This is a genomic window from Limnohabitans sp. Jir61, assembly GCF_003063545.1.
Taxonomy (GTDB): Bacteria; Pseudomonadota; Gammaproteobacteria; order Burkholderiales; family Burkholderiaceae_C; genus Limnohabitans.
In genome coordinates this window covers 316,227-341,615 of the sequence record NZ_NESD01000002.1, presented here as the reverse complement: position 1 = coordinate 341,615, position 25,389 = coordinate 316,227, and the positions used below count along the sequence as shown (strand labels likewise).

General features: G+C 53.6%; 28 protein-coding genes and 1 tRNA gene. 17 read left to right on the top strand and 12 right to left on the bottom strand.

Translation table 11 applies throughout. The features are described 5' to 3' along the window. Positions 1–2 precede the first annotated feature (2 nt). The gene (locus B9Z35_RS08065) at positions 3–395 is read right to left on the bottom strand and encodes a surface-adhesin E family protein (RefSeq protein WP_146178970.1); all 393 of its coding nucleotides are present in this window, start codon (positions 393–395) and stop codon (positions 3–5) included. A gap of 103 nt (positions 396–498) precedes the next feature. On the opposite strand from B9Z35_RS08065, the gene B9Z35_RS08060 reads away from it, so the two are divergent. The 8 genes from B9Z35_RS08060 to B9Z35_RS08025 are packed head-to-tail and all read left to right on the top strand — an operon-like array spanning position 499 to position 7,081. Then, on the top strand, positions 499–771 hold the full coding sequence (locus B9Z35_RS08060; protein ID WP_146178969.1) for a flagellar biosynthetic protein FliO: 273 nt from the start codon (positions 499–501) through the stop codon (positions 769–771). Then, complete coding sequence (fliP, locus tag B9Z35_RS08055; RefSeq protein ID WP_108283175.1) at positions 761–1,528, top strand: flagellar type III secretion system pore protein FliP; 768 nt, start codon at positions 761–763, stop codon at positions 1,526–1,528. Before B9Z35_RS08060 ends, fliP begins: the two co-directional genes overlap by 11 nt. Positions 1,529–1,539: 11 nt before the next feature. After that, on the top strand, positions 1,540–1,809 hold the full coding sequence (gene fliQ / locus B9Z35_RS08050) for a flagellar biosynthesis protein FliQ (protein ID WP_108283174.1): 270 nt from the start codon (positions 1,540–1,542) through the stop codon (positions 1,807–1,809). A 13-nt stretch (positions 1,810–1,822) separates the two neighbouring features. Next, entirely contained in the window at positions 1,823–2,590 is a 768-nt protein-coding gene (gene fliR, locus B9Z35_RS08045; RefSeq protein ID WP_108283173.1) for a flagellar biosynthetic protein FliR, read from the top strand. Between the two features lies 1 nt (position 2,591). After that, positions 2,592–3,740: a flagellar biosynthesis protein FlhB gene (flhB, locus tag B9Z35_RS08040; RefSeq protein WP_108283172.1), complete on the top strand. Its 1,149-nt coding sequence runs from the start codon at positions 2,592–2,594 to the stop codon at positions 3,738–3,740. Positions 3,741–3,759: 19 nt separating this feature from the next. Next, a complete protein-coding gene (locus B9Z35_RS08035; RefSeq protein WP_108283171.1) occupies positions 3,760–5,331 on the top strand; it encodes an SPOR domain-containing protein in 1,572 nt (523 codons plus the stop codon). Between the two features lie 17 nt (positions 5,332–5,348). Further along, positions 5,349–5,765 (top strand): hypothetical protein, encoded by a 417-nt coding sequence (locus B9Z35_RS08030; RefSeq protein WP_108283170.1) that lies wholly within the window; start codon positions 5,349–5,351, stop codon positions 5,763–5,765. A gap of 2 nt (positions 5,766–5,767) precedes the next feature. Next, positions 5,768–7,081, top strand: a complete 1,314-nt coding sequence (locus tag B9Z35_RS08025) for a hypothetical protein (RefSeq protein ID WP_108283169.1) — start codon at positions 5,768–5,770, stop codon at positions 7,079–7,081. Positions 7,082–7,171: 90 nt separating this feature from the next. Here the strand turns inward: B9Z35_RS08025 and B9Z35_RS08020 are convergent, their stop codons facing one another. From B9Z35_RS08020 to B9Z35_RS08010, 3 genes are read right to left on the bottom strand one after another with little or no spacing between them, the layout of a single operon-like run. Continuing rightward, a complete protein-coding gene (locus B9Z35_RS08020; RefSeq protein WP_108283168.1) occupies positions 7,172–8,797 on the bottom strand; it encodes an FMN-binding glutamate synthase family protein in 1,626 nt (541 codons plus the stop codon). A gap of 27 nt (positions 8,798–8,824) precedes the next feature. Further along, positions 8,825–9,367 carry a hypothetical protein gene (locus B9Z35_RS08015; RefSeq protein ID WP_108283167.1) on the bottom strand — a complete coding sequence of 181 codons (543 nt, stop codon included), beginning with the start codon at positions 9,365–9,367 and terminating at the stop codon, positions 8,825–8,827. Continuing rightward, positions 9,364–10,323: a ParA family protein gene (locus B9Z35_RS08010; RefSeq protein WP_158268130.1), complete on the bottom strand. Its 960-nt coding sequence runs from the start codon at positions 10,321–10,323 to the stop codon at positions 9,364–9,366. The genes B9Z35_RS08015 and B9Z35_RS08010 overlap by 4 nt, the downstream gene beginning before the upstream one ends. A gap of 325 nt (positions 10,324–10,648) precedes the next feature. Between B9Z35_RS08010 and pal the strand changes: the two genes are divergently transcribed. The 7 genes from pal to B9Z35_RS07975 all read left to right on the top strand — a co-directional run bounded on the left by pal (position 10,649) and on the right by B9Z35_RS07975 (position 16,060). Beyond that, a complete protein-coding gene (gene pal / locus B9Z35_RS08005; RefSeq protein ID WP_108283165.1) occupies positions 10,649–11,137 on the top strand; it encodes a peptidoglycan-associated lipoprotein Pal in 489 nt (162 codons plus the stop codon). Between the two features lie 23 nt (positions 11,138–11,160). Further along, positions 11,161–12,060, top strand: a complete 900-nt coding sequence (locus tag B9Z35_RS08000; protein WP_108283164.1) for an NUDIX hydrolase — start codon at positions 11,161–11,163, stop codon at positions 12,058–12,060. A gap of 5 nt (positions 12,061–12,065) precedes the next feature. Beyond that, a complete protein-coding gene (gene fabI, locus B9Z35_RS07995; protein WP_108283513.1) occupies positions 12,066–12,833 on the top strand; it encodes an enoyl-ACP reductase FabI in 768 nt (255 codons plus the stop codon). Positions 12,834–12,841: 8 nt separating this feature from the next. Beyond that, complete coding sequence (locus B9Z35_RS07990) at positions 12,842–14,269, top strand: bifunctional enoyl-CoA hydratase/phosphate acetyltransferase (protein ID WP_108283514.1); 1,428 nt, start codon at positions 12,842–12,844, stop codon at positions 14,267–14,269. Further along, positions 14,266–15,462 (top strand): acetate/propionate family kinase, encoded by a 1,197-nt coding sequence (locus B9Z35_RS07985; RefSeq protein ID WP_108283163.1) that lies wholly within the window; start codon positions 14,266–14,268, stop codon positions 15,460–15,462. Before B9Z35_RS07990 ends, B9Z35_RS07985 begins: the two co-directional genes overlap by 4 nt. Before the next feature lie 36 nt (positions 15,463–15,498). Beyond that, positions 15,499–15,951: a flavin reductase family protein gene (locus B9Z35_RS07980; RefSeq protein WP_108283512.1), complete on the top strand. Its 453-nt coding sequence runs from the start codon at positions 15,499–15,501 to the stop codon at positions 15,949–15,951. Between the two features lie 32 nt (positions 15,952–15,983). Further along, positions 15,984–16,060, top strand: a tRNA-Met gene (locus B9Z35_RS07975). A 475-nt stretch (positions 16,061–16,535) separates the two neighbouring features. Here the strand turns inward: B9Z35_RS07975 and B9Z35_RS07970 are convergent. The 7 genes from B9Z35_RS07970 to B9Z35_RS07940 form a co-directional block, all read right to left on the bottom strand. Continuing rightward, positions 16,536–16,820: a hypothetical protein gene (locus B9Z35_RS07970; protein ID WP_108283162.1), complete on the bottom strand. Its 285-nt coding sequence runs from the start codon at positions 16,818–16,820 to the stop codon at positions 16,536–16,538. Positions 16,821–16,858: 38 nt separating this feature from the next. Continuing rightward, complete coding sequence (locus B9Z35_RS07965) at positions 16,859–17,596, bottom strand: TerC family protein (RefSeq protein ID WP_108283161.1); 738 nt, start codon at positions 17,594–17,596, stop codon at positions 16,859–16,861. Between the two features lie 89 nt (positions 17,597–17,685). Continuing rightward, on the bottom strand, positions 17,686–18,465 hold the full coding sequence (locus B9Z35_RS07960) for an enoyl-CoA hydratase (RefSeq protein ID WP_108283160.1): 780 nt from the start codon (positions 18,463–18,465) through the stop codon (positions 17,686–17,688). Positions 18,466–18,515: 50 nt separating this feature from the next. Continuing rightward, positions 18,516–20,336: a M61 family metallopeptidase gene (locus B9Z35_RS07955; RefSeq protein ID WP_108283511.1), complete on the bottom strand. Its 1,821-nt coding sequence runs from the start codon at positions 20,334–20,336 to the stop codon at positions 18,516–18,518. 5 nt (positions 20,337–20,341) lie between these two features. Beyond that, positions 20,342–20,794, bottom strand: coding sequence for a DUF3429 domain-containing protein (locus tag B9Z35_RS07950; protein WP_108283159.1), 453 nt, complete (start codon positions 20,792–20,794; stop codon positions 20,342–20,344). 21 nt (positions 20,795–20,815) lie between these two features. Then, positions 20,816–21,541 (bottom strand): DsbC family protein, encoded by a 726-nt coding sequence (locus B9Z35_RS07945; RefSeq protein ID WP_199219792.1) that lies wholly within the window; start codon positions 21,539–21,541, stop codon positions 20,816–20,818. A 21-nt stretch (positions 21,542–21,562) separates the two neighbouring features. Further along, positions 21,563–22,684: an FAD-dependent monooxygenase gene (locus B9Z35_RS07940; protein ID WP_108283158.1), complete on the bottom strand. Its 1,122-nt coding sequence runs from the start codon at positions 22,682–22,684 to the stop codon at positions 21,563–21,565. A 33-nt stretch (positions 22,685–22,717) separates the two neighbouring features. Here B9Z35_RS07940 and B9Z35_RS07935 point away from each other — a divergent pair, with 33 nt between their 5' ends. Then, a complete protein-coding gene (locus B9Z35_RS07935; protein WP_108283157.1) occupies positions 22,718–23,761 on the top strand; it encodes an MOSC N-terminal beta barrel domain-containing protein in 1,044 nt (347 codons plus the stop codon). A gap of 32 nt (positions 23,762–23,793) precedes the next feature. Here the strand turns inward: B9Z35_RS07935 and B9Z35_RS07930 are convergent, their stop codons facing one another. Next, positions 23,794–24,213 (bottom strand): hypothetical protein, encoded by a 420-nt coding sequence (locus tag B9Z35_RS07930; RefSeq protein ID WP_108283156.1) that lies wholly within the window; start codon positions 24,211–24,213, stop codon positions 23,794–23,796. 62 nt (positions 24,214–24,275) lie between these two features. Here B9Z35_RS07930 and ychF point away from each other — a divergent pair, with 62 nt between their 5' ends. After that, positions 24,276–25,367, top strand: a complete 1,092-nt coding sequence (gene ychF / locus B9Z35_RS07925) for a redox-regulated ATPase YchF (RefSeq protein WP_108283155.1) — start codon at positions 24,276–24,278, stop codon at positions 25,365–25,367. Positions 25,368–25,389 lie beyond the last annotated feature (22 nt).

Here is a 25,389-nt window from a genome sequence, read left to right as displayed (position 1 = left end):
GATCAGCAGACCAAGCGCATGATTTTGTAAATAGGTGTTTCAGGTGGCACGGGTTCGAAAGCGCCAATGACTCCCTCAGTTGACAAAGTGTCACCACTCAAACGCACACCCGTGTGGTACGAGAGCGATAAGGTGCGCACGGTTTGTTCCTTGCAATCGAATTCCATTTGCATGCGGGTCGACTTGAAGTTTTTGCCAGTAGGCCCATGCACTTTGGGGTCACGATAGTCCAGCATGGTCCAAGCTTTGTGGTGATCTCCGGAATGACTGATGTTGTCCGTGTCGACATAGAACGTACCGACGTCAAACAAGCCGATGGCAGTCCATTGGTTGGCGTGGACTAAGTTGCAGGTCAATAGAAGACTGGCTAGAAAGAGGGCTTTGAGGTGATACATGAAATAACTATACCGTGATCAGAAGTTGGCACGTGCTTTGCAATACCTCTACATACTGGCACGTCTAGTGTCAAAAAACCGTCATTGCGCACAGGAAAACATCATGCAAAGTTTCGATTGGGGTCAATTCATCGCCAGCACCTTCAGTGTGTTGTTACTGCTCTGTGGCGCCTTGTGGTGGGTCAAGCGTAACCGTGGCTTTGCAGCAAACGGTTCAGAAGAAAAACGTATCCAAGTGCTCGAGGCATTGCCCTTGAGCCTCAAGCACAAGATGGTGCTGATTCAAGTGGACAACCAAATGGTGCTGGCCAGTGTCAGCCCAGCTGAGGTGAAAACACTGCATGCATGGGCGCAGGAGGCTGGCCATGCTGCGTAAGCCCATCACCAAAAAGATTCTTTACGTCATCTTGGTCATGCTCTTAGTGGCACTGGCGTCGTTGCCTATGATGGCGCACGCCCAAGGCATTCCTTTGGTGAACGTCAGTGGTGGCAAAGGCGGCCAGCAATACAGCATGAGTCTGCAATTGCTGGGCTTGATGACAACCCTCACGTTGTTGCCATCCATGTTGTTGATGATGACCTCATTCGTGCGCATCATCATTGTGCTGTCGATTTTGCGTCAAGCCATTGGTACAGCCCAAACACCACCCAACACCGTCTTGGTTGGTTTGGCTTTGTTTTTGACCTTCTTCATCATGTCGCCTGTGTTTGAAACGGTTTACAAAGACGCCCTGGGCCCTTATATGAATGGCAACCTCGACTTCGACAAAGCCTTGATCAAGGCAGAAGTACCGGTGCGTGACTTCATGACCAAGCAAACCCGTGAAGACGACATTGCCATGTTCATGCAAATCGCCAACCGACGTGAACTCGATGACGCGACACAAGTGCCTTTCACTACCTTGATGCCCGCTTTCATTACCTCTGAAATCAAGAGTGCATTCACGATTGGTTTCTTGATTTACATCCCGTTTGTGGTGATCGATTTGATCGTCGCCAGCGTGTTGATGTCTATGGGCATGATGATGTTGTCACCCATGATTATTTCAATGCCGATCAAGCTCATGTTGTTCGTGCTGATTGACGGTTGGACGCTGTTGATGGCTTCGCTCGCCAACAGCTTTGTTTTCTAAGGAGTGCCATCATGGATAGCGCAGCAGTAGTAGATTTAGCTCGTCAAGCCCTTTGGATGACCATGATCATCTCTGGACCCTTGTTGGCTGTGGGTTTGATCGTGGGTTTGGTGGTGGGTATTTTTCAAGCCGCCACCTCGATCAACGAACAAACCTTGAGTTTCATTCCCAAAATTTTGGCAGTGGGTATGACTATGTCCATCGCCGGTGGTTGGATGATCAACACCATGGTGGACTACACCAAGGGCATCTTCATCCGCATTCCAAGCTTGTTCATGTAATAGCGCCTTTGTCATGAACGCCTCGCTCATTGAAATCCTAGACAAGTTTTTGGTCGTCATTTGGCCCATGCTTCGCTTGTCTGCGTTTTTGGCGTTCACGTCCATTTTTTCAATTCGTGCCGTCAATATGCGCATTCGCACGTCATTGGCGTTCGCGATGGCATTTTTTGTATCGCAACAAATTGACATTCCAAAAATTGACCCTGTCACAGCCGATGGTTTGATGGAAATTTCACGTCAAATTTTGATTGGTTTAACCCTTGGTCTGATTTTCCAAGTGGCATCTGCTGCATTGGTGGTGGCAGGTCAGGCCGTTTCTGGTTCGATGGGCCTGTCCATGGCCAACATGGTTGACCCCAATATGGGCAGCGTGCCTGTGTTGTCACAGATGTTCAACATCATGGGCACCTTGGTGTTTTTAGGCATGGGCGGTCACTTGATTGTGTTTGGCTTGGTGATGGAGTCGTTCAAGCTCATTCCAATTGGCCAACCATTTTTCAGTCAAGACATGCTCGGCAAGATGATCAACTGGAGTTCCATGATGTTCTTGGGTGCTTTGCTGATTGCCTTGCCCGTGATGATGACCTTGTTATTCATCAACATTGGTTTGGGTTTCGTGGCGCGTGCGGCACCGAGTTTGAATATTTTTACTGTGGGCTTTCCCGCGCTCATCTTGACTGGTTTCGTGGTCATGATGTTTTCGATGGGCAATAACGTGGCCCGCATTGATTGGGTATGGACGCAAGCATTCATGATGTTGCGTTCCTATTTAGGAGGCTGATATGTCGGAAGAAAGCGGCCAAGACAAAACCGAAGAACCGACGGCGCAGCGGTTAAAGAAAGCCCGTGAAGACGGGCAGATCGCACGCTCGCAAGAGCTGGCCCCTGCGGCCATGATGATTATTGCCACTCTGTTTTTCACCATGATGGGGCAGCATATTTTCTCCAGCATGAGCAACTTATTCAAACATCAGTTGCAGTTTGACCGTCAAATTCACGACAAGCCCGAGTTATTGCCTGCCATTTTCGGCAGCTCGGTGGTGGACGGTTTTTTGATTGTCTTGCCTTTGTTGGCCATTCTTTATGTGATTGCTATTTTGTCGACCACGTTGGCTGGCGGATTTATCTTTTCACCCAGCATGATCATGCCCAAGTTCAGCAAGCTGAACCCCATGACAGGTTTGGCACGCATGTTTGGTCCTGATGCTTTCATCAACCTTGGTAAATCTCTACTCAAGTTTTTCTTGGTCGGCGCTATTTTGTTGGTGTCGGTGATGAACAACTTGCAGGATTTGACGCACATCTCACAAATGGACTTAAATCCAGCCATCAAGGTAGCGGGCACCATCATTGTGGATTCGTGCTTCTGGCTCAGTTTGGGTTTGGTATTGGTTGCTTTGGTGGATGTGCCATTGCAACGCCATCAGCTCAACAAGAAATTGAAGATGACCAAACAGGAGGTACGTGACGAGATGAAGAACTCGGAAGGTAACCCAGAGGTCAAAGGCCAAATTCGTCGTCGTCAGCACGAAATTTTGAACAACAAGATGATGAGCAAGGTCAAAGATGCTGACGTGGTCATCACCAACCCAACCCACTTCGCTGTAGCTTTGTCTTATGACCCAATGGGTGATGGTGCACCACTCTTGGTAGCCAAGGGCGAAGATGGCTTAGCTGCCCGTATTCGTGAGGAAGCCAAAGAGCACAATGTTTATATTTTTGAGGCGCCTTTGCTGGCTCGCGCCTTATACTTCACGACCAAGCTGGATCATCCGATTCCAGAGGCGCTGTATCACGCTGTTGCGCAGGTCATTGCCTATGTGTTCAGCCTGAACCAGTCTTATGGTCGTGGCCAGGAAGTGGTCAAGCCATCGCCTTCCATTCCAGACGAAATGAAGTTCGACTCGAATGGTGCTTTGATGAACTCTTAAGACCCGAAGTTTGAGCCGCATGACAGACATCTACCAAAGCCCCGGTGACCGGTTGCGATTTGAAATACTCCTGAAGTCTTTGACCGAAGGCAGTATCAATCTCGCCGTGTTGAGCGAGCACGACATGGTGCTCGACTATTACGGCAGCTTGTTTGAAGAGCGCTTGCGAGCGAAAGGCGAAACTCACATTGAATGGTGCAGTTCAACGAACTCAGAACATTTGGTTCAAAAGTTCAACGAAATTTTGTCTGAAATTACGCTCAATCAAGCGCTCGAAAAAGACAAAAAGCACGCACCTCGACGTTTCTTGTTATTCCGTGACTCCATCCTGATGCAGGATTTTGAATTGCAATTGTTAGCTCGATTGGTCAATGGTTTTCCTGCTGGCAATATCAGCTTGATATTACTCATCAACAGCGCCGGTAACTACAAGAGCAAAACGCTTGCGTTCGGTAAAAACTTACTTGAATGGGAAGTTGAAACTGAAGCCGGCGAACCTAAGAAAAAATTAACCGATTGGGTCGCTACCGAGCCTGCGCCAATTCAAATTGAACCAACTTTATTGCCCGAGCCGCCAACACTTCAAGAGGAAGTGACGCCAGTCTCGAAGCTGCTGAATATTCCCGCGAAAACAGCCTGGCGTGTACCTGGTTTTGGTAAAAAACAAGAACCAAAATTAGATGCAGATCCTTTACCAGCTTTCGTACCAACGCCCGCCCCATTGCCTAGCTCGCCAACGCCCGCTGGTTTGGCTACGCAGGCCGACCGAGCCGAAGTGGCGGTAGAGACACCGCGACAACCTTTGTTGACCTCGCCATCAACAGTTAGCGCGGCGCTGTCCAGTGACGACGCTGAGTTATTTAAGCGACCTGCTCGCCAATCACGCGCAGGTTGGATTTTGTTAGTCTTGCTTTTGTCAATTGCAGTCTTTGCATTGATGTACAGAGATTTGATTCTTCTAGAAGCAGAATCGTTGAAAAAATATTTGCTCCGTGGCACGCCTGCGGTAGCTGCTGCCGACGAAGCCGCTAGCGCTGCAATGGCCGCTGCGGCTGCGAGCGCTGAAGCCTTAGCTGCTGCAGAGCAAGCTGCCTCAGTCGCTGCAGAAGCAGAGCGCGTGGCAAGCGAAGCGCAAGCGACAGCATCTGCCGCAAGTGCTGCGGCATTGACTGCCGCAGCCGAACCCGCAGTCGCTGCTTCAGCTGAAGCAACTGAAAAGAAAAAGACTGAAAAAGAAACTAAATCTGAAAAAGCAGAGACCAACCCTGTTGCAAAACAAGATGTCAAAGCAGAAGCCAATACAGATGAGGCTTGGGTCAAACAATTGCCTGCGAATGGATTTGTGGTCCAACTCGCCGCTATGGATACGCAAGAGGACATGCGCAGTTTTCAGCGCAGCAATGCCGCGTATGCCAAGGCTCGAATCATGCGTGCACGACAAAAAGATGCGGGCAAACGTTACTTTATTTTGGTGGCTGGACCTTTTGAATCCAAGGCCCAAGCCGATGCATTCATGCAATCTAACCCATTGCTTAGTAAAGGCTGGTTACGCAGTACAAAGTCAATGCAAAATCAATTTATTAAGCCCTGACGCGCAGGTATGAGCATATGAGTCAAGAACACGATAAAAAAAGCCCAGATGAATCCGCTGTTGATAACACGATTCACACTGAGTCTGCGCCTTTTGAGCCCGGCTACCATCCCGATCAGCTACCCAAAATATCAGTGCCAGACTTGTCTGATGACGTGCAGGGCTTGAGTGCAGAAGCCTTAGCGCAAGTGCCAACCTTGACCGAGTTGGTAGATACACCGGCTCCATCTGATTTGATGGATATACCCACGGATGTCCCAGCGATATTGGACGAGGTCGTCACTTCAGAGGAAGTGCCTGAAATTCAAGACGCGCCTGCTCAAGCCGATACAGGTGTGGAGGGGCTTCAAGTTCGCATGGGCAGACTCACTGACGACATAAATACACTCAACGCCCGCTTAGATCGGCTTGAGGCACGCAATAAAAAGGTTTAAATATGGCTGAAGAACAAAAAGCTGATGAAGTTGCAGAAGCTGCTGAAATTTCAGTAGCAACTGATGCGTCCGAAGCATCAGCTCAAGTTTTGGTCGATGTAGAAGCGACGGCAGATCGCTTGAACGAAATAGCTTCGCAATCGTTGGATACGAATGAGGTGGCCCGTCAGATCGAAGAGCTCACATCGGTCGTACTTGATTCTGCAGAGGTATCGACGCGTTCAGCATCTATTGCAGCTGATGTCAGCGCAACGATGCGAGCCGTCGTTTCGAAAATTCAAGAAAACAACCGCCTTAACGTGCTGCACTCTCGCATCATGCTGGGTGTTTTTTGCGCTTGTTTGTTGATTGCCATGGGCATTTTCTTCGCCATCACCATGAAGATGACAAAGTCCATCAAAGAACTCGACACCATGGTTTATGCCATGGCTAAGCGCGTGATTGAAGTCGACGCGAGCTTGACGGCAATTGGTAAGACCAATTCCGATTTCTCGGAAATCAATGAGAAGCAAGAGGAAGTAATTACCACTCAAACGCAAGTTGCTAAGCGTTTGGAAGAGCTTGGCAAGAGCTTGGCAGCTATGCCAACTGTGGTTGCGACTGAGGCTAATAAATCAAGTGACCTCAAATTCAAGGACATGCAAAAGCAGTTGTCCGGTTTGGAAAGCAAGTTGCAAACGTTTGACACCAAACTGCAAACCGTTGCTGAAAAAGCTGCGTCACGGGTGCAGCCACCATTGCCGCCTGCTGCGCCGCAAGGTCCGAGTACGCAAGTATTGCTGACCGAGATTCAAAAAATCAAATCAGATTTGAATTTAGCTGTGCAAGTGCGTGAGCGTGCTCAAACTGCTGCCGAAGCTGCAGCGATCAAAAACATTGAGAAGACCATAGACAAAGCTGCTGTCGCGGCTGGTGATGCTCAGAAAGCAGCCGATAAAGCTGCGCAATCAGCTAAGGCCGCTACAGATGCGCAAAAGGCAGCCCTTGATGCTCAAAAAGCTGCCGCTGCATCTGAGAAAGCATCTGCCGCTGAGCGTTTGGCTCAGCAAAAAGCTGCAGCTGAGCGCGCCGTCATGATGCGCATGCAGCCCGAAAAGCCTGTGAAGTCTGCAGAGCAAATCGCAGAGGAGAAAGCTGCCGCTGAAAAGGCTGCTGCAGCACGCGCTGCAAAAGCTGCGGCTGAAAAAGCCGCAGCCGATAAAGCGGCGGCCGCTGAGCGTGCTGCGGCAGAGAAAGCTCGTGCTGCAGCGGCTGCTGCCAACGTGCCGCCTGTGGTGCGTGAAAAGCCTATCCAGTACCCTCGCGTGCCGGATTAATTCAGACGCTTCGCGATCTGAATCAACACATCAAAAAGGCGACCCATGGGTCGCCTTTTTTGTCATCATCATCAGCAGTTATCTGAATTGTTAATTCGCTTGAATCGCAAAGCTCTTGGCATGGGCCAACGGCCAATCGCTGAACACTGAAGGCAGAGTGCTGACATCCTCATTGAGCAAAGCCCCTGCTTCTAAAGTGTCGACCAGGTCTGACAAATGCAAGGTTTGTGTTTCGCTCACGCGGCGCATGATATGACGTGGCGTGAAGTCATGTGGCGTTTGCAAGCCAGAGGCTTCCATCAGTTCCTGCAAAGCCTCCAGCGTGTGTGAGTGGAAGTTTTGTACGCGTTCAGCTTTGCTGGGTACGACCAGTGCCATTTGGCGCGTGGGGTCTTGGGTGGTGACGCCTGTGGGGCAGTTGCCGCTGTGACAGGTTTGCGCTTGGATGCAACCGAGTGCAAACATGAAGCCCCGAGCGCTGTTGCACCAATCCGCGCCTAAAGCCAATGCGCGTGCCATGTCAAAGGCACTCACAATCTTGCCGCTGGCGCCTACGCGAATGCTGTCTCGTAAGCCTGCCCCGACCAAAGTGTTGTGCACCAAGCGTAGCGCTTCTTGCAAGGGCATGCCCATGTGGTCGGAGAACTCCAAAGGCGCAGCACCTGTACCGCCTTCCGCACCATCGACCACGATGAAGTCGGGTTGAATGCCCGTCTCTAACATGGCTTTGACAATGGCAAACCATTCCCAAGGGTGACCGATGCAGAGCTTGAAACCCACAGGTTTACCTTCACTCAGCGTGCGCAGTTGCTGGATGAAGTGAACCATCTCAAGGGGTGTTGAAAAGCTGCTGTGCGAGGAGGGTGACACACAGTCTTCACCCACCATGACACCACGTGCTTCTGCAATTTCTTCTGTGACTTTGGGGCCTGGTAATACACCGCCGTGACCAGGCTTCGCACCTTGGCTAAGTTTAATTTCCACCATCTTGACCTGGGGTGAGCGCACGTTTTCTACAAAGTGCTCGGGGCTGAAATGGCCATGCGCGTCTCGGCAACCAAAGTAGCCTGAGCCTATTTCCCAGATCAGGTCGCCGCCGTGCGTGCGGTGATGGCGTGAGATAGAGCCTTCACCTGTGTCGTGCGCGAAACCGCCCATCTTGGCACCTAGGTTCAAAGCTTGAATTGCATTTGCACTCAAAGCACCAAAGCTCATGGCAGACACATTGAACAAGCTGATGTCGTAAGGCTGTGTGCAGTCTTTGCCACCCACTTTCACGCGAAAGTTGTGACCTGCTAATTTAGAGGGCGCGATAGAGTGATTGATCCACTCGTAGCCGATGGCGCGCACATCCAGCTGTGTGCCAAAGGGGCGTTTGTCTGACTGACCTTTGGCACGTGTGTACACCAACGTGCGCTGTGCGCGCGAGAAGGGGGATGCTTCGGTTTCTGACTCAAGAAAGTATTGGCGAATTTCAGGCCGAATGGTTTCGAGCATGAAGCGCAAGTGCCCAATGATGGGGTAGTTGCGCAAAATCGCGTGGTGCGATTGTTGTAAGTCATGCAGGCCAACGATGCTCAACAGCATAAATATGGTGGGCCACCAACCGCTGAGGCCCATCACGCCTGCACCCAGGAGGGAGAAAACGAGTAAGACAACCGATGCAATGAACGCCGTGTAGCGCACCGGATAAATCTGATTGAGTTTGTCCAGCATACGCTTCGCTCCTAGGCGTTTAATTGGTTATCGGTTTTTTGTGAGTTTAGCTGCGAGTTTCGTTTGAGCCAGCGCTGACACTTCTGCACGCAAGCGAGCTGAAGTGAGTTGTTGGTCCGCTGCCTGTTGCACGTCTGACAAGTGGGACAAAATCGTGCCCCGCAATTCGACCAAATCTTGGTCAAGCTTTTGCAAACGATCTTTCAGTTCACGTTGCAAAGCCATGCGTTGCGTTAGCAAATTAACCTCCGCTGCAATGGTGCGCCACGTTTGTGTCAATTCATCGCTAGGCGCGACACGCAGTTGTTCAAACAGCTCATTGATCAGCGGATCAAACACGGGACCAGAGGATTCACCGGTATCTGGCGTTTCAGTCAACGTGGGAACGTTTTCTGGCGCAATATGCTGCGGCTGATGAAAGCTTTGCTGAAAATGCGGTGCAGGCTGTGACGGTGCTGAAGGCGTGCTTTGGGCATGCGATTGCAAAATCGCATTCACCTGCCCCCATCCGTCTTCAGGCGAGTATTGTTTGAGTCCTTTGAAGGACAGAAATTGTGGTTCGGAACTCATTTATTCATGACACCCATGGACATGCGTTTGAGAAACTGGGGAATGCCCATAGATGCAATGTGCGTGTTCTGTGGCGCATCGGTGTGTGGTGCCGATTTGTTGGTCATGTCTTCTGGACGTACTTTTTGCATGCGGTGGCGACCCAAGATGGAATATTGGCTTGAGAGCGTAGCCGAATTGCCGAGCAAATTGTTGCGCTTCACTCCCGCAGTGGCCATGTTGGACATACCTGCTGTGCGCATGCTTGGCGCTGTGATGCGTGAATTTGTGGTTTGGCGCATGCCTTGGGCTGATTCGCGCATTTCGCGTGCGGCGCACACAGACTTACCAAATTCATTGAACGAGGTACCGCAGGCGTCTTGCAAGTCCATCAAGTAGCCACGCTCAAACATTTCACGGGCCGATTGAGCTTCGAGTACTGGGGGAGCCAACATGAAGCTAACGGGGAAACGCTGTTTAGAAAAAACATCGCTTTGCAATTGTTCAGGCTGAACACGTGTGGGGCAAACCAAGAGTGTCGGTGGTGTATGAATCGCAGAGTCAAACACCCAGCGATGGCGGCTCAAGAAACCTGCAGTGGCTGCCAATTCAATTTCAGAGACTGAGGTTGGGACGATGACCAAGTCGTATTCAAACATCAGTTCACCTGCAATGGAGTCCGTCCATGTCAAGTCACAAATGACGATCTCAGAGCTGCTTGCGGCGCGGCGCAGGTGCAGACGGGCATCCAGAATAGGGCGGTTACCGCCTTGATCCAAAGGCAAGATGTGATGCTGAACGACAACGCCAATATTGGGAGCACGAGTTAGCCATGTGCTGGAGGATCCGTGGGTGTCAAAGTCGATCAATGTCACGGTTTGTCCTTGGCGGCGCAAATAAGCGGCCAAATTGGCAGAAACGGTACTTTTACCAACGCCACCTTTTTGACTGGTGACCAAAATTTTGAATGTTGACATTTTTTTATCCTCCATGCTGATGAAGCAGCACTTCTTTTTTTTTGTTTGCTAGAACAGAAATTCTTAGCGGGGAATGGAATTTACATGGGTGTCGAACACTTGGTCAATGTGCCATTTCGAACATAAATCAGGGCTTAAATGGGAAATTTCATGAATAAAGAATACTTTTAGACGCATCGGCGGCATCAAAAGAAATTAAATTAAGAAAATTGAATATCTTGTTGATTTATAAAAGTTTTTTCAAATGTGTCAAAAAAAACAACACTTTTAGATAGAAATGCCATCCGTTAAAATAAGAAGTCGATTTTTTACAAACTTGAAAACCATGTCCAAACGTATTGCTATTCTTTTTTCTGTCTTGTCTATCGCTTTGTTGTCAGCTTGTAGCTCAACCAAATTGGATAACGTGACTGATGCCAAGGCATCTTCTACGGTCGCTTCGGTGTTGGCTGATCACTTGAACCCCAACAGCGCGATCTCTAAAGAACGCAGCGTTTACTTCGATTTCGACAAGTTCGACATCAAGGCCGACCAAGCTGCAGTGGTTGAGCGTCAGGGTAAATACTTGGCATCCAACGGCGCCTTGAAAGTGCGCGTAGAAGGCAATGCCGACGAGCGCGGTGGCCGCGAATACAACTTGGCTTTGGGTCAAAAGCGTGCTGAAGCTGTTGTGCGTGGCTTGAAAGCTTATGGCGTGAAAGATGGCCAAGCTGAGCCAGTGAGCTTTGGTAGCGAGAAGCCAAAAGCTGAAGGCCATGACGAAGCTGCTTGGGCACAAAACCGCCGCGCTGACGTGGCTTACTCTGCCAAGTAATCTTCAGATTCATCGCTGAGTTCATGCAACTCAACAGCGAGATCATCACAACACCACCGCGGGCTTCGGCCACGGTGGTGTTGTTACGTGATGAGCCCGAAAAAGGCCTGCAGGTCTTTTTATTACGACGCCACAAAGCTTCGGCTGTGTTGGGTGGTGCCTATGTTTTTCCCGGTGGCAAATTAGACGATGCAGATTGCTCGCCTGATGTGCATGCTTATTTAGATGCACCTGCAGATGAACTCCATCGTGCGTTGGGCGAGCCCGAAATTACGCCTCAGAAAGCTGCTGGACTCTATGTGGCCGCTGTGCGTGAGGTACTGGAAGAGTGCGGTGTGTTGTACGCCTGTCTCAGTGATAGCGAGGCTACGGCGCATGACGCCATGCAACGCCAACAATGGCAACAAGCGTTGCACCTTGGTCAGTCTTTTGTGGATGTGCTCGAAGCTGCAGGTTTGCGCGTAGACACTCAGCACCTCGCGCCTTGGTCGCGTTGGATTACACCGGTGCAGCCTTCGGTCACCAATAAGCGGTTTGACACCCGATTTTTTATCGCTGTCTTGCCGCACGGGCAGCACCCCATTCACGACAGCATTGAAGCAATTGACAGTGTGTGGCTCACACCGATCGATGCACTCACCCGCTACTGGGCAGGTGACTTGCCGCTGGTGCCACCGCAAATCATGACCTTGGTGTCTTTGCTGCCGCATGCAAATACGGCAAGTGTTTTACAAGCAGCCAAGGCGCAAACACCCCCAGTAGTGCTGCCAGAAACTTTTGATGATGATGCCAGCGTTCGCACGATGTGCTATCCCGGTGATGAGCTTCATTCAGTACCGCAACGCGCCATGCCAGGTCCCACCCGTTTGCGTTTTGTCGCGGGACGATTTGAGCCTTTGGGTGGCTTTGAGGAATTTTTATGAACACGATGTCTGCCTTTCATTTGCAAGGCAAAAAGGGGTTGGTGCTGGGTCTCGCCAATGAGCACAGCATTGCTTGGGGCTGTGCGCGCCAAGCGCAGGCTATGGGTGCCGAGGTGGTGGCGTCCTGCTTGAACGACAAAGCACGTGCGTATGTCGAGCCGCTGACTCAGCCGCTGGGCATGGACTTGCAAACCTGCAACATTGAAACGCCTGAAGAGTTAGAGAAGTTAGTGGCGTACGCCGTCGCTAAATTAGGCCGACTAGATTTTGTGATTCACTCGATCGCATGGGCGCCATTGCAAGATTTGCATGGCCGCGTGATTGACAGCTCAAGTCTGGGCTTTGCACGTGCTATGGAAGTGTCATGTCACTCGTTTGCCACACTTGCCAAACTGTGTGCGCCGCACATGACGCAAGGTGGCAGCATGGTCACCATGTCGTACTTGGGTGCAGACGAAGCCGTGCCGCACTATGGGTTGATGGGGCCAGTCAAAGCGGCGCTGGAATCGCTAGTGCGCTACATGGCGTTAGAGCTGGGGCTCCAAGGCGTGCGTGTGTATGCCGTGTCACCTGGTCCCATCCTCACGCGTGCGGCATCGGGCATTGAAGCCTTTGATGCGCTCATGCAAAGCAATATTGCCAAAGCGCCGTTAGGCCGCTTGGTGACGCTGGAAGAAATTGCCAACCTCAGCACCTTCTTGTGCACCGATGCCGCCAGCGGCATGACGGGTCAAACGATTTATGTAGACGCCGGCAGCCACGCCGTGAATTGAAGAGCACCATGAACGACATCACTGACACCACCAACGACCCCAACAACGAGTGGCTGGAAAACTACCCCTACGACTGCATCGTGGTGGGCCAAGCTGCACGCTTGGTACGCACGCTGACCTTGGCAGATATTCAAGCTTTCGCTGCTGTGTCGGGCGACACTAATCCCGCGCATTTGGATCCCGAGTACGCCAATGCCACCTTGTTTCATGGCGTGATCGGTCACGGCATGTGGGGCGGTTCGCTCATCAGCAGTTTGCTGGGCACCGTCTTCCCGGGCCCTGGCACGATTTACCTTGAGCAAAACCTGCACTTCAGTCGCCCTGTGCGAATTGGCGACACCTTGAATGTGACGGTCACTTGCATTAGCAAACAAGACGACAAGAAAACGGTTGAGCTGGATTGTTTACTGGTCAACCAAAAAGGCGAGCGCGTGCTGTACGGCGTGGCCAAAGTGATGGCACCTTCTGAGAAGTTGCGTATGCCACGCATCCCTGCGCCGCACATCAGTTTGTTTGACCCCGAGCAGCGCCATGCCAATTTGCTGGCGTTGGGTGCTCACCTCGAGCCCGTGCGATGTGGTGTGGTGCACCCGTGTGATACTGACTCCTTGCAAGGCGCGATGGATGCGCACCACGCAGGCTTAATTCAAGCAGTCCTGATAGCGCCTGAGAAAAAGCTGCGTGCTGTGGCTGCAGAAGCGGGTATTGATTTGACGGGCATTGAAGTGATTGACGTGGCGCACAGCCATGAAGCGGCAGACTTGGCTGCACAAATGGCAGCTGACAAAAAGCTAGAAGCTTTGATGAAAGGCAGCTTGCACACAGATGAGCTGATTCATGCCGTGGTGTCGCAAAAAGGTTTGCGCACGGGTCGACGCATGTCGCATGTGTTTCGCTTTGAAGCGCCCATGTATCCCAAGCCGCTGTACATCACCGATGCCGCGCTCAACATCGCGCCTACCTTGGCAGAGAAAGCCGACATTGTGCAAAACGCGATTTTGTTTGCACAGATCATGGGCGTGGCCACACCGAAGGTGGCCATTCTCTCGGCCGTAGAAACAGTCAACCCGAATATTCCTTCCACGATTGATGCTGCGGCCTTGTGCAAGATGGCCGACCGTGGGCAAATCAAAGGCGGCTTGCTCGATGGTCCGCTTGCGTTTGACAACGCCGTATCAAGCCACGCGGCTGAAATCAAACACATTGCCTCTGCCGTGGCAGGTCAAGCCGACATCTTGGTGGCCCCCGATTTGGAGTCGGGCAACATGATGGCCAAGCAGCTGGAGTACTTGGCTGGAGCTTCCGGCTCGGGTGTAGTGCTGGGTGCGCGTGTGCCCATTGCGCTGACCAGTCGCGCTGACACAGCGACGACTCGCAGTGCTTCGGCCTTGTTGGCCAAGCTCATTGCCCACCACTACCGCACGCATCCCGCATGAGCATCCTCTCAGTCAACGCGGGCTCGTCGAGTCTCAAGTTTGCGCTGTACCCGATTCAAGGTGCAGGCGTGGATGCTTGCATAGGCGAAGCAGAAGTCACGGGCAACATCGAAGGCTTAGAGCCTTCGGGTCAACCACGCATCAGTTTTTGTGCGACCGGCCAAGCGAAAGAATCTGCTGGCGTACCCGTGCAGCCCGAACAAGATGTGTTTGATGCGGCACTGAGCACGCTTAAAAATTTATTGGCTTCACGCTTTGCACATTTGCGCGTGCAAGCTATTGCGCACCGCGTAGTGCATGGCGGCGCGTACTACAGCAGCAGCGTGCGTGTTACGCCTGAGGTGATGACTCAGCTCGCCACACTCAACGCGCTGGCCCCGTTGCACCAACCGCACAACTTGGCTGGCATCAGCGCATTTGCAGATTCGTTTCCTGATGTGCCGCAAGTGGCGTGTTTTGACACCGCATTTCATCGCACGCTCTCGCCACTCGAAACCACATTCGCCATTGATAAAAAGCTCACCGAGCAAGGCGTGCGCCGCTATGGCTTTCATGGCCTGTCGTACCAATACGTGAGCCAAGTGCTCAAGCGCGATGTGCCTCGCTCATCAGGCCGCGTGGTGATGGCTCACTTAGGCAACGGGGCCAGCGTGTGTGCCACCACCGACCACCAAAGTCGCGCCACCACCATGGGCTTCTCGGCCCTCGATGGGTTGATGATGGGAACGCGCAGTGGCGCGCTCGACCCTGGTGTGCTGCTGTACCTGATGGAACAGGGCTGGAGCCACGACCAAATTCAAAAGCTGCTTTACAAACAAAGCGGTTTGTTGGGCGTCTCAGGCGAAAGCGCTGACATGCGCACCTTGCGTGCTTCATATTCCGACGCGGCGCGCTTTGCCACCGATTTGTTTGCCCACCGCGTGGTGCGCGAAGTGGGTGCACTCAGTGCCTGCATTGGTGGCTTAGATGTGTTGGCCTTCACCGGCGGCATTGGAGAGCATGATGCGGTGCTACGTCAACAGGTGGGCGACGCATTGGCTTACCTTGGCGTGCAAGTCGATGCCACGCGCAACGCAAAGGCCTCTGGCGACCAAGTGGTTTCGATTCACGCCGACAATAGCGCCATCGAGGTGTGGGTCATCCCCACCGACGAAGGCCGTGTGGCTGCACAAGACGCGCTTGCGTTTTTATAAATTTTTTGAAAGCATGGCGTGAACATCAAAGACGCAATGAGTTGTTTCACCACCGGCGTGACTGTGGTGACTGCTCACACCCAGGGCCTTGACTGGGGCATGACTTGTAACTCCTTCAACACCGTGTCGCTAGACCCCGCCATGGTGCTGTGGAGTGTGCGCAAAACATCGGCCAGCCACGAGGCGTTTGTCACGGCTGGTGGCTACATGGTTAACGTTCTGGGTGCTCAGCAAAAAGACGTGGCCCTCAAGTTTGCACAAGGCACGCAAGCCGAGCGATTTGCAGACCAGCCCTTGGTGCGTGGCATTCATCAACACCCGCGCCTTGATGGTGTGATTGCTTGGTTTGATTGCCGCATTGCACAAGTGGTCTCAGCGGGCGACCACGACATCTTGATTGGCGAAGTGCTCGACTTTGGCGTGCAAGCTGGCCACGGCTTGGCCTATGCGCAGCGCAGCTTTGGCGTATTGGCTGCTTTGGACGATTGAGTCCATTTTTGGTTTACAATGTTGCCCTGTTCGGTGGTATAGCTCAGTTGGTTAGAGCGCAGCATTCATAATGCTGATGTCGCAGGTTCAAATCCCGCTACCACCACCAAAATAAAAACCCACAGTTTCACGACTGTGGGTTTTTTCTTGGCTGTATCAGTTCTCCACAATCAAGCGACAGGGGGAGTGAATTTTGTGTTCTTCCCGTTTTTCGTCGCAATAGCGCATGGCTCGGCGTTCACCTTCGGCTGACATCTTGATGAAGATCGAGCAACGAAAAGCCATTTTGTCGCCATCGCTGGTGCTGTCCCATGCCGCTGCGCAATGACTCTTGTCTGTGAACTCGGGCTGAATTTTTTGTATTGCTGTTGAAGCGATTCAGGAAGACGGCTGAGCAAGACTGTTTGATATGGGGTTTCAGCCAGCAGATGCGATGTCATTAAGACAGTCAGCACACACAGGCCCAAGGTTTTGAGGTGTCTCATGTTTGAATCGATGGATGGAGTTGGTCGTCCAGTTCATTGGAGCACCCATCGATGTCTTGAGATTTGATGGAAATCAAACCATCCGTGAATGACCAGGTCTTACCTGAAAGACTGCACGTAAAGGTCGATGGCGTTGACGCTATAGAGTGTGATGCCGAGCAGTGCGCAGAAGATGACAAGTACATAGAAGTTCAGCATTCCTTCCGTCTTTTCAATCTTGTGGAGCAGCTTCAACAGTGGCTCTGATTTTGTGAAAAGGTGACCATTGAAGTTGAAGCACAAGTCGCTCGAGGAAAATTGCACTTTGTATTTTTCGTACAAATATTGGCCGTACTCAGGGTTGCTGAGCTTGCGTGCTTTTTTATCGAATTGTTTGTGTTTCATTTCTAGCTGAGCCTTCGCGCTTGCCGTGACGGTAAATTCTAGGGCTTGTTGTGGTGCAGCTTCACCACGTCTTTGCTACGCTTGCGAAAGCGGATGTTGAGCATTTCAACACCCAGCGAGAACGCCATCGCGAAGTAGATGTAGCCCTTGGGCACATGGTGACCCAAACCTTCAGCCATCAGTACCACACCGACCACAACCAAGAAGGCAAGGGCCAACATTTTGATGGTCGGATGGTTAGAAACAAATTCGCCAATCCCTTTGGCAAACAACATCATCAAACCAACCGAGGTAATGACAGCTGCAATCATGATGGCGACTTCATCCACCATGCCTACGGCAGTGATGATGGAGTCGAGCGAGAACACCAAGTCAATCACCATGATTTGCAAAATGACCGATGTCATGGTGTTGGCTGCTGCACTGCTGGCGTGCTCTTCATCACCTTCGAGCGATTGGTGAATTTCGCCGGTGCTCTTCCAAATCAGGAACAGGCCGCCCACAATCAATATCAAGTCTCGGCCTGATATGTCTTTACCGAATGCGGTGAACAAGGGTTCGACCAAGCCCACGATGATTGACAACAACAGCAGCAAACCAATGCGCATAAACATGGCCATGAACAAACCAATGCGACGTGCGAGCTCACGCTTTGCAGGTGGCAGCTTGTCCACCAAGATGGAAATGAAAATGATGTTGTCGATGCCCAGCACTAGCTCAAGGGCGGTGAGGGTGGCAAACGCCATCCACGCTTGTGGGTTGGTCAAGAGTTCCATGCGGTACTTTCTGATTCAGCTAACCCGCATGGTAACGAGCCCATAAAAGTCCACAAACTGTGGGCTTTTATGAGCTCATCGCGACAGGCTTATTGGTTCTTGAACGCAGCAGGGCGTTTGTTGACAAACGCGTCCATGCCTTCTTTTTGGTCGGTCGTGGCAAACAAAGCGTGGAACAGGCGGCGCTCAAACATAACACCGTCGGCCAGCGAGCCTTCAAAGGCGCGGTTGACCGACTCTTTGGCGGCCATGGCGGCGATTTGTGAATAGCCACAAATCATGAGGGCAGCACCCAAGGTTTCTTCCATCAGTTTGTCCAGCGGCACAACGCGGCTGACCAAGCCTGATCGTTCAGCTTCCGCTGCATCCATCATGCGGCCAGTCAAAGCCAAGTCCATGGCTTTGGATTTACCGACGGCGCGGGGCAAACGCTGTGTGCCGCCTGCGCCTGGGATGACGCCGAGTTTGATTTCGGGTTGGCCAAACTTGGCGTTGTCAGCAGCGATGATGAAGTCACACATCATGGCCAGTTCGCAACCGCCGCCCAAGGCAAAGCCGCTCACGGCTGCGATGACGGGTTTGCGGATGCTGCGGATGGTTTCCCAATCACGGGTGATGTAGTCGTTCTTGTAAACATCGGCAAAGCTGTAGGTGGCCATCGCGCCAATGTCAGCGCCTGCGGCAAATGCTTTTTCGCTGCCAGTGATGACCATGCAGCCAATGGCTTCGTTGGCATCAAAGTCTTTGAGGGCTTGGCCCAGCTCAATCATCAAACCCGCGTTGAGCGCATTGAGCTGCTTGGGACGGTTGAGTGTGATGACGCCCACTTTCTCGGCTTCGGTGTGGACGGTGATGAATTCGTAGCTCATGGGATAACTTTCTAAATGGGTTCAGAGAGGTGGAAGGTTGTTGTTCTCAACTATAGGCCCAGCCACTTGGTGATGAGCTTGGGGTTGTCCAGCACGAGACGCCATGTGCTGTTGGCTTTTGCATCGGGTAACGCGAGGATCAGACGCAGCAGTTGACGGTCGCGGCTGATGAGGGCGGTTACTTTTTTGGCCGTGCCTGCGTAGAGCGCCAAGTCGTCGAGCTTTTTAAGTCGCCACGCAGAAGTTGCTTTGCCTGCCACCTCCAAGCCCAACCACTCATCGCCCGGCGCAAAGCCAGCCTTGTGCGCCGCACTGCCATTGAGCACGGTTTTGATCTGCACGCTGTGGTCTTCTGCCACGCGCAGGCCCAAACGTTGGGCCAGTTGTGCAGGTTCGTGTTGTACGTTCACGCCGTGGTGTGCCAATAGTTTTTCTAATGGCAAGTCGCGTGTGCCATGCACCCACGCTTTGAACTCGGCGGTCCATGAACGGCCAGTTAGTTCTTTCAGCACCGCCAGTACATCGGCCTCAGTCATGGGGCCGTTGTGTTTTCCAGTACAGCAACGTGCCCACAAAGCGCGCATCACATCGTCCAGCGACACGCTGTGGTTTTTCACGCCGTGCTGGCGCAGCGTCAGGTCTAGGCACAGGGCCACCAGTGCGCCCTTGGTGTAGTAGCTCACGGTCAGGTTGGGGCTGTTGGCGTCTTGGCGGTAGTACTTGGTCCACGCTTCAAAGCTCGACTGCGCCACGCTGTGCACCTCACGGCCTGGCGTTTGCAGCACTTGGTTGATGGTTTTGTTGAGCAGCTTCAGATATTGCGCATCGTCAATCAGCCCTGCGCGGCGCAGCAGCAAATCGTCGTAGTAGCTGGTGAATCCTTCAAAGAACCAGAGCAGCTCGGTGTAGTTCTCTTGGGTGTAGTCGTAACGCGCAAACTCTGCAGGGCGCAAGCGCTTGACGTTCCACGTATGGAAATACTCGTGGCTGATGAGGCCCAGCAGCGTGGTGTAGCCATCGCTTTGTTTAGCGTCGTGTGCCTTGGCATCTTTAGCTGTGCTGCTGCTATCGCTGACACGCGGTAAGTCAGCACGGTTGCAAATGAGTGCGGTGGAGTTGCGATGCTCTAAGCCACCATAGCCATCGGCCACGGCGTTGAGCATGAACACATAGTTTTTGTGTGGCGTGGCTGAGTGTTTGTTGCCATGCCAAAAACGGATGGCGGTTTCGCAAATCTTTTGGCTGTCGCGCAGCAGGCGTTCGCCGTCAAACGCGGGTGTCGCGCCGGCCACCACAAATCGGTGTTCGATGCCGCAGGCTTTGAAGCTGCCGCTCCAGAATGCGCCCATCTCCACGGGACAGTCCACCAACTCGTCGTAGTTGGCGGCCACATAGGTGCCAAAGCCTTGACGGTCGGTTTTGACGGGGGTCAGGCCGGTAGCCACTTGCCACTTAGAAGCTGCGCCACCCGCATTGAATGAATCAGCCACCAGCTCTAACTGATGCGGCACATCAGCCAAACCTTCGGCCTGTAAACACAAACTCGTGCCATTGAAAAAGCCACGTTGCGTGGTGAGCCACGCTGTGCGCACAGAGTCATCGTGAGCATGCACTTGGTAGTGCAGGGTGACCGGTTGGCCTGCTTCGCAGTCGACCACCCACGTGGCTTTGTCCAGTTGATGCACAGCCACATGGCGCTTGCCTTGGCGTGCACTGATGCCTGTGATTTGCTTGGCAAACTCGCGCACCATGTAGCTGCCTGCAATCCACACGGGCAGCGATACGAGTTGATTTGCTGCGGGTTGCTCAATGGTGAGCGTCACGCCATACAGATGGGCGTGCAGGTCGGCGGCTTCGATTCGGTAGTGCATGGCGCTCAAGTTGCTGCAGCGCCTAGCAAGCAACACAGGGTGGATACCACGGTCAAGCGAAAGCGCATGGTCATCCAGTCGCGCAGGCCTGCTTCAGGCCATGTTTTGCGGTCCACCAAGTAGCACGCTACCAAGAGCATGGCTAATAAGGGCAGGCCTGCATAGGCCGGCATGATGACTGCCACCCACGCCACCAAAGAAGGCACCACGCCCCACATCATGTGCAGTTTGCGCTGTGGTGCGTTGTGTCGCAGACCAATGCCCCAGTGAATGCCGCCCAAAAATGCGGCGATGGTGGCGCCATAGGCGCAAAGCGCAATGGCCACAAATGGATGCGCTTCAGGTGTGACGATCCACATGAAGAGCGCAAGCACCACAAACGGGATGAGTCCCGCGTAGCCCAAGCGTCTAATCAACTGGCCAGCGTCGCTGTCGGGGGTGATGGGGGTGTGAACCATGATGAACTCGTTTCTTCTGTGTTACTTGCTGGCGTCGGCCAACAGGCGTTCAATTTTTGTACTGTCAATCGCGCCCGGCACGCGTGTGCCGTCTTGCGCCACCAGTGTCGGCGTGCCGGTGATTTTGTATTTGCGGCCGAAGTCTAAGTTGCGGTCAATCGCGGCGGTGTTGCACTGCGCGGCGGCAGGTGCCATGTCTTTTTGCATCATGTCTTTCCACGCAGTGGCTGGGTCTTTCGCGCACCACACATTGCGCGATTTCTCAACAGAACCTGGGCCCAACACGGGCATCAAGAACAAATACACCGTCACGTTGTCCACCTTGGCCAAGTCGCGCTCGAAGCGTTTGCAGTAGCCGCAGTTGGGGTCTTCAAACACAGCGAGCTTGCGCTTGCCATTGCCGTGCACGATGGTGATGGCGTCTTTCAGTGGGAGGGCGCTGAAATCAATCGCGCTGAGTTTGGACTCGCGCTCTTCGGTGAGGTTGCGCTTGCTCTTGGTGTCGATCAAGTTGCCTTGAATGAGGAAGTTGCCTGCGGCGTCGCTGTAGTAAATCTCGTTGGTGCTCAGACGCAGTTCGTAAATGCCAGCCAAGGGTGTGGGCGTGATTTCTTCAATCTTGGGGATTTGCGGAATGCGTTCGCTTAAGACTTTGCGAATGGTGGCTTCGTGGCCTTGAGCCATAGCGCTAGAGAGGCTGAGTGCCATCAGGGCAGCGGCGGCGAGTGAGCGGAAGGTGTGTTGCATGTGGAGCTTCTTTTTAAATGTTTAACCCATCGCCTGCTGCATGGCCCAAGCCTTGATAGGTGCAAGGCTGTTGAACCCATTCATGCCCCAGTTGCGCAGTGCTTGCACGCCGGCGTTGGGGTGTGCAAACAGGCGTTGCAAACCATCGCATGCCGCCCAAGTGGGCACCATGTCAGCTTTGCGGGCGCGTTCGTAGCGACGCATGAAGTAGCGGTCGCCCACGCTGCGCCAATAGTCTTTGGTTTCGCGGGCTTTCAGCACATGGGCCAATTCGGCCACATCGGCCAAGCCGAGGTTGAGGCCCAAGCCAGCCAGCGGGTGAATGTTGTGCGCCGCATCGCCCGCAAGCGCCCAAGCACTGCCATCTGCAAAGTTGCCGGTCCAACGGTCGGCGTGTGCCAGTTGCAGTGGCCACATGGCGCGTTCGCTGGTGAGTTCGATTTGGCCGAGCACGCCATTGCTGGCGTTTTCGAGCGCGATGCCAAACGCTTGGGCGCTCAAAGCCAACATGTCTTTGGCACGTTCGGGGGGCAGCGACCACACCAAACTGGCGGTGTCGCCCTGCGCGCCGCCCAATGGCAGCAGCGCCAAAATTTCTAAGCCCTGAGCACCGTGGTGAAACCACTGCAGCGCTTGCTGACGGTGCGGCGTGCTGCAACGCACGCGGGCGGCCACGGCGTGTTGCTGATAGGGCAGCACTTCAAAGTTCACACCCAGCTCATCGCGGGTGGCGCTGGCGCGGCCTTCGCACACCACGGTCAAAGCGGCAGGTTCATGAGCGGAGAGGGGGGTAATTTCAGCTTGGTAACGCACGGCTTCGGCCAGCTGGGCTTCGAGCACGGGTACGTCTACGATCCAAGTCAGGCCCTCGGGCGTGGGGCTTTCAAAGTGGGTAAAGCCGCCATCGTCGCCCCACACACGCATGTGTTGCACGGGGGTGGCGTGCAGGGCGTCCGGCCAGCAGCGAAGTTCTGAAAGCAAGCCACGAGAGGCGCTATTGAGTGAGTAAGCCCTAACGTCCTGCGTAGTTTTGGGTGGCGAAGTGACCAATCCCACACGTAGTTTTTGGCGTGCGAGCAGCAGGGCCAAGGTGCGTCCCACCATGCCATCGCCGCGAATACAAACGTCCAGTTTTTGAGCCATAAAGTCGATTGTAGGAGGGCGGCACAATGCCGCATGACGTCCAGCTTTCAGCCCTCCACTTCGCAAGCCCAAGCGGCCGCTTTACCCATGCATTCCCCTGTCGAATTTGAAGCCCGCATTGACGCCTTGTGGGTGTTTCCCATCAAGTCTTGCGGCGGCATCTCGGTGCAACAAGCGGTGCTCACGCCCACGGGTCTCGCCCACGACCGTGCGTGGATGGTGGTCGACGCCGACGGCGAGATGGTCACCCAACGCGAACTGCCGCGCATGGCACTGATTCAGCCGGAGTTGGTTAATTCGGGGGTGGGCTTGGCTGAGCTGGTGTTGCATGCGAGTGGCATGGCCGCTTTGCACTTGCCTTTGACGATGGACGGGTGCTTTGTGCAGGCGGCAAATCATTCTGCTTCCCCCGAGGCTCACGCCATCAAAGTTCGCGTCTGGGACGACCCAGTGCCCGCCTTCGACATGGGTACAGAAGTCAGCAAGTGGCTGACTGAATTTTTGGGCAGCAGCCTAGGCCCCTTGCGTTTGGCGCGCTTTGACCCAAAGCACCAACGCCCCAGCAATACCAAGTGGACGCAAGGCTTGCCGTCGCTCAACCAGTTCAGTGATGGTTTCCCTGTGCTCGTGGCCAGCACCGCATCGCTAGATGAACTCAATGCGCGTTTGCAAGCCAAAGGCGAAGTAGCGGTCGACATGCGGCGTTTTCGCGCCAATGTGGTGTTGGGCGATATGGATGCGGCGTCAAATCAAGTTGGTGCACAGCCAGCAAGTGCCCATCCCATCAACGCACACGACGAAGACCGCATTAGCACCCTGACCATTCACACGCAAGCCGATGCCAATGGCGAAGCTGCCCAGCTCAAGCCCGTCAAGCCCTGCCCGCGTTGCCCCATTCCCAACATCGACCCAGATTCAGCCCAAAGCCACCCTGCGGTGAATGACACCTTGCAGGCCTATCGCCAAGATCCGCGTGTGAATGGCGCGCTGACCTTTGGCATGAACTGTTTGCCCGTGGCGGGCATTGGCCAAGTGCTGCGTGTGGGCCAACGCGTCAGCGCCGATTGGGCGTTTTAAGCCCATCAGCCGTAACGCTCAGCCCTCAGAGTTCAGCGCGCAGGGCTAGGCACAACGGGCCGTACTACCTCGTGCAAGATGCCGCCACTTTGCACGCTGCCTGTGCTGCTGCCCTCACCGCGCGCGCGGGCTTCGCAAGCCTCGCGGTCGTCACCCTTAAACACGCGGCAGCGCTTGAGTTGGTTCTTTTCAAACAAATTGGCTGTGGTGTCGCTCAGCAGGTTGCGCTTGGCCTCGGCCAAGGCGTTACGCGCCTCAAGGCGGCAAGCGGCTAGGTCTTGCGTGGCTTGTTGGGCCTCGCATTCGGCCAAATCTTGCTGGTAGCGTGCCGTGAGTTCGTCTTGAGGTTGTGCAGGTGTTTGCGCCTGTGCGTGCAGGCAAAAGCTGGCGCAAAGCAATGCTTGGGCAGCGAACAAAGCGGGGCGAAAAACAGTTTGATAAGTGCGGTTCATCAGTGGTTCCTAGGCGAGCAACCCGCCTCATTACAATCTACACCAGTTATAAGGATATTTTTATGAGTTTGAAATGCGGCATCGTGGGTTTGCCCAACGTTGGCAAATCCACCCTGTTCAACGCCCTGACCAAAGCAGGCATCGCGGCAGAGAATTACCCCTTTTGCACGATTGAGCCCAACACTGGCGTGGTCGAAGTGCCTGACCCTCGCTTGCAACAGCTGTCAGACATCATCACGCCAGAGCGCGTGGTGCCTGCCATTGTGGAGTTTGTGGACATCGCTGGCCTCGTGGCTGGCGCCAGCACCGGCGAAGGCTTGGGCAACAAGTTCTTGGCTCACATTCGCGAAACCGACGCCATCGTCAACGTCGTGCGTTGCTTTGAAGACGACAACGTCATTCACGTGGCCAACAAGGTGGACCCCATTGCCGACATCGAAGTGATTCAGACCGAGCTTTGCTTGGCCGACTTGGCTGCTGTGGAAAAAGCCATTCACCGCGTGAGCAAAATTGCCCGCTCGGGCGACAAAGAAGCCGTCAAGCAAATGGCGATTCTTGAGAAGTGCCAAACCGCGCTCAACGATACCAAGCCCGTGCGCACCATCGACTTCAGCAAAGAAGAGCTGGTCGAACTCAAGCAGTTCTTCTTCATCACCGCCAAGCCAGCTATGTTTGTGGCCAACGTGTCGGAAGACGGCTTTGAGAACAACCCGTTCTTGGACCGCCTCAAGGCTTTTGCACAAGCGCAAAACGCACCCGTGGTGGCCATCTGCGCCAAGATCGAAGCCGAGTTATCTGAAATGGAAGACGCTGACCGCTTGGAGTTCCTCAAAGAACTCGGCCAAGACGAGCCAGGCCTGAACCGCCTCATTCGCTCTGCCTACACATTGTTGGGCTTGCAAACCTACTTCACCGCTGGCGTGAAAGAAGTGCGCGCATGGACCATCCATGTAGGCGACACCGGCCCACAAGCTGCTGGCGTGATTCACACCGACTTTGAAAAGGGCTACATCCGCGCCCAGACCATCGCGTTTGACGACTTCATCACCTTCAAAGGTGAACAAGGTGCCAAAGACGCGGGCAAGATGCGCGCTGAAGGCAAGGAATATGTGGTGAAAGACGGCGACGTGATGAACTTCTTGTTCTCGTCTTAAGCAACTGCTCTGCAGTCAAGAG

Excerpts from the sequence above, each read along its gene's own strand:
- B9Z35_RS08065 (WP_146178970.1), bottom strand. The coding sequence starts at position 395 with ATGTATCACCTCAAAGCCCTCTTTCTAGCCAGTCTTCTATTGACCTGC.
- B9Z35_RS08060 (WP_146178969.1), top strand. The coding sequence starts at position 499 with ATGCAAAGTTTCGATTGGGGTCAATTCATCGCCAGCACCTTCAGTGTG.
- fliP (WP_108283175.1), top strand. The coding sequence starts at position 761 with ATGCTGCGTAAGCCCATCACCAAAAAGATTCTTTACGTCATCTTGGTC.
- fliQ (WP_108283174.1), top strand. The coding sequence starts at position 1,540 with ATGGATAGCGCAGCAGTAGTAGATTTAGCTCGTCAAGCCCTTTGGATG.
- fliR (WP_108283173.1), top strand. The coding sequence starts at position 1,823 with ATGAACGCCTCGCTCATTGAAATCCTAGACAAGTTTTTGGTCGTCATT.
- flhB (WP_108283172.1), top strand. The coding sequence starts at position 2,592 with ATGTCGGAAGAAAGCGGCCAAGACAAAACCGAAGAACCGACGGCGCAG.
- B9Z35_RS08035 (WP_108283171.1), top strand. The coding sequence starts at position 3,760 with ATGACAGACATCTACCAAAGCCCCGGTGACCGGTTGCGATTTGAAATA.
- B9Z35_RS08030 (WP_108283170.1), top strand. The coding sequence starts at position 5,349 with ATGAGTCAAGAACACGATAAAAAAAGCCCAGATGAATCCGCTGTTGAT.
- B9Z35_RS08025 (WP_108283169.1), top strand. The coding sequence starts at position 5,768 with ATGGCTGAAGAACAAAAAGCTGATGAAGTTGCAGAAGCTGCTGAAATT.
- B9Z35_RS08020 (WP_108283168.1), bottom strand. The coding sequence starts at position 8,797 with ATGCTGGACAAACTCAATCAGATTTATCCGGTGCGCTACACGGCGTTC.
- B9Z35_RS08015 (WP_108283167.1), bottom strand. The coding sequence starts at position 9,367 with ATGAGTTCCGAACCACAATTTCTGTCCTTCAAAGGACTCAAACAATAC.
- B9Z35_RS08010 (WP_158268130.1), bottom strand. The coding sequence starts at position 10,323 with ATGTCAACATTCAAAATTTTGGTCACCAGTCAAAAAGGTGGCGTTGGT.
- pal (WP_108283165.1), top strand. The coding sequence starts at position 10,649 with ATGTCCAAACGTATTGCTATTCTTTTTTCTGTCTTGTCTATCGCTTTG.
- B9Z35_RS08000 (WP_108283164.1), top strand. The coding sequence starts at position 11,161 with ATGCAACTCAACAGCGAGATCATCACAACACCACCGCGGGCTTCGGCC.
- fabI (WP_108283513.1), top strand. The coding sequence starts at position 12,066 with ATGTCTGCCTTTCATTTGCAAGGCAAAAAGGGGTTGGTGCTGGGTCTC.
- B9Z35_RS07990 (WP_108283514.1), top strand. The coding sequence starts at position 12,842 with ATGAACGACATCACTGACACCACCAACGACCCCAACAACGAGTGGCTG.
- B9Z35_RS07985 (WP_108283163.1), top strand. The coding sequence starts at position 14,266 with ATGAGCATCCTCTCAGTCAACGCGGGCTCGTCGAGTCTCAAGTTTGCG.
- B9Z35_RS07980 (WP_108283512.1), top strand. The coding sequence starts at position 15,499 with ATGAGTTGTTTCACCACCGGCGTGACTGTGGTGACTGCTCACACCCAG.
- B9Z35_RS07970 (WP_108283162.1), bottom strand. The coding sequence starts at position 16,820 with ATGAAACACAAACAATTCGATAAAAAAGCACGCAAGCTCAGCAACCCT.
- B9Z35_RS07965 (WP_108283161.1), bottom strand. The coding sequence starts at position 17,596 with ATGGAACTCTTGACCAACCCACAAGCGTGGATGGCGTTTGCCACCCTC.
- B9Z35_RS07960 (WP_108283160.1), bottom strand. The coding sequence starts at position 18,465 with ATGAGCTACGAATTCATCACCGTCCACACCGAAGCCGAGAAAGTGGGC.
- B9Z35_RS07955 (WP_108283511.1), bottom strand. The coding sequence starts at position 20,336 with ATGCACTACCGAATCGAAGCCGCCGACCTGCACGCCCATCTGTATGGC.
- B9Z35_RS07950 (WP_108283159.1), bottom strand. The coding sequence starts at position 20,794 with ATGGTTCACACCCCCATCACCCCCGACAGCGACGCTGGCCAGTTGATT.
- B9Z35_RS07945 (WP_199219792.1), bottom strand. The coding sequence starts at position 21,541 with ATGCAACACACCTTCCGCTCACTCGCCGCCGCTGCCCTGATGGCACTC.
- B9Z35_RS07940 (WP_108283158.1), bottom strand. The coding sequence starts at position 22,684 with ATGGCTCAAAAACTGGACGTTTGTATTCGCGGCGATGGCATGGTGGGA.
- B9Z35_RS07935 (WP_108283157.1), top strand. The coding sequence starts at position 22,718 with ATGACGTCCAGCTTTCAGCCCTCCACTTCGCAAGCCCAAGCGGCCGCT.
- B9Z35_RS07930 (WP_108283156.1), bottom strand. The coding sequence starts at position 24,213 with ATGAACCGCACTTATCAAACTGTTTTTCGCCCCGCTTTGTTCGCTGCC.
- ychF (WP_108283155.1), top strand. The coding sequence starts at position 24,276 with ATGAGTTTGAAATGCGGCATCGTGGGTTTGCCCAACGTTGGCAAATCC.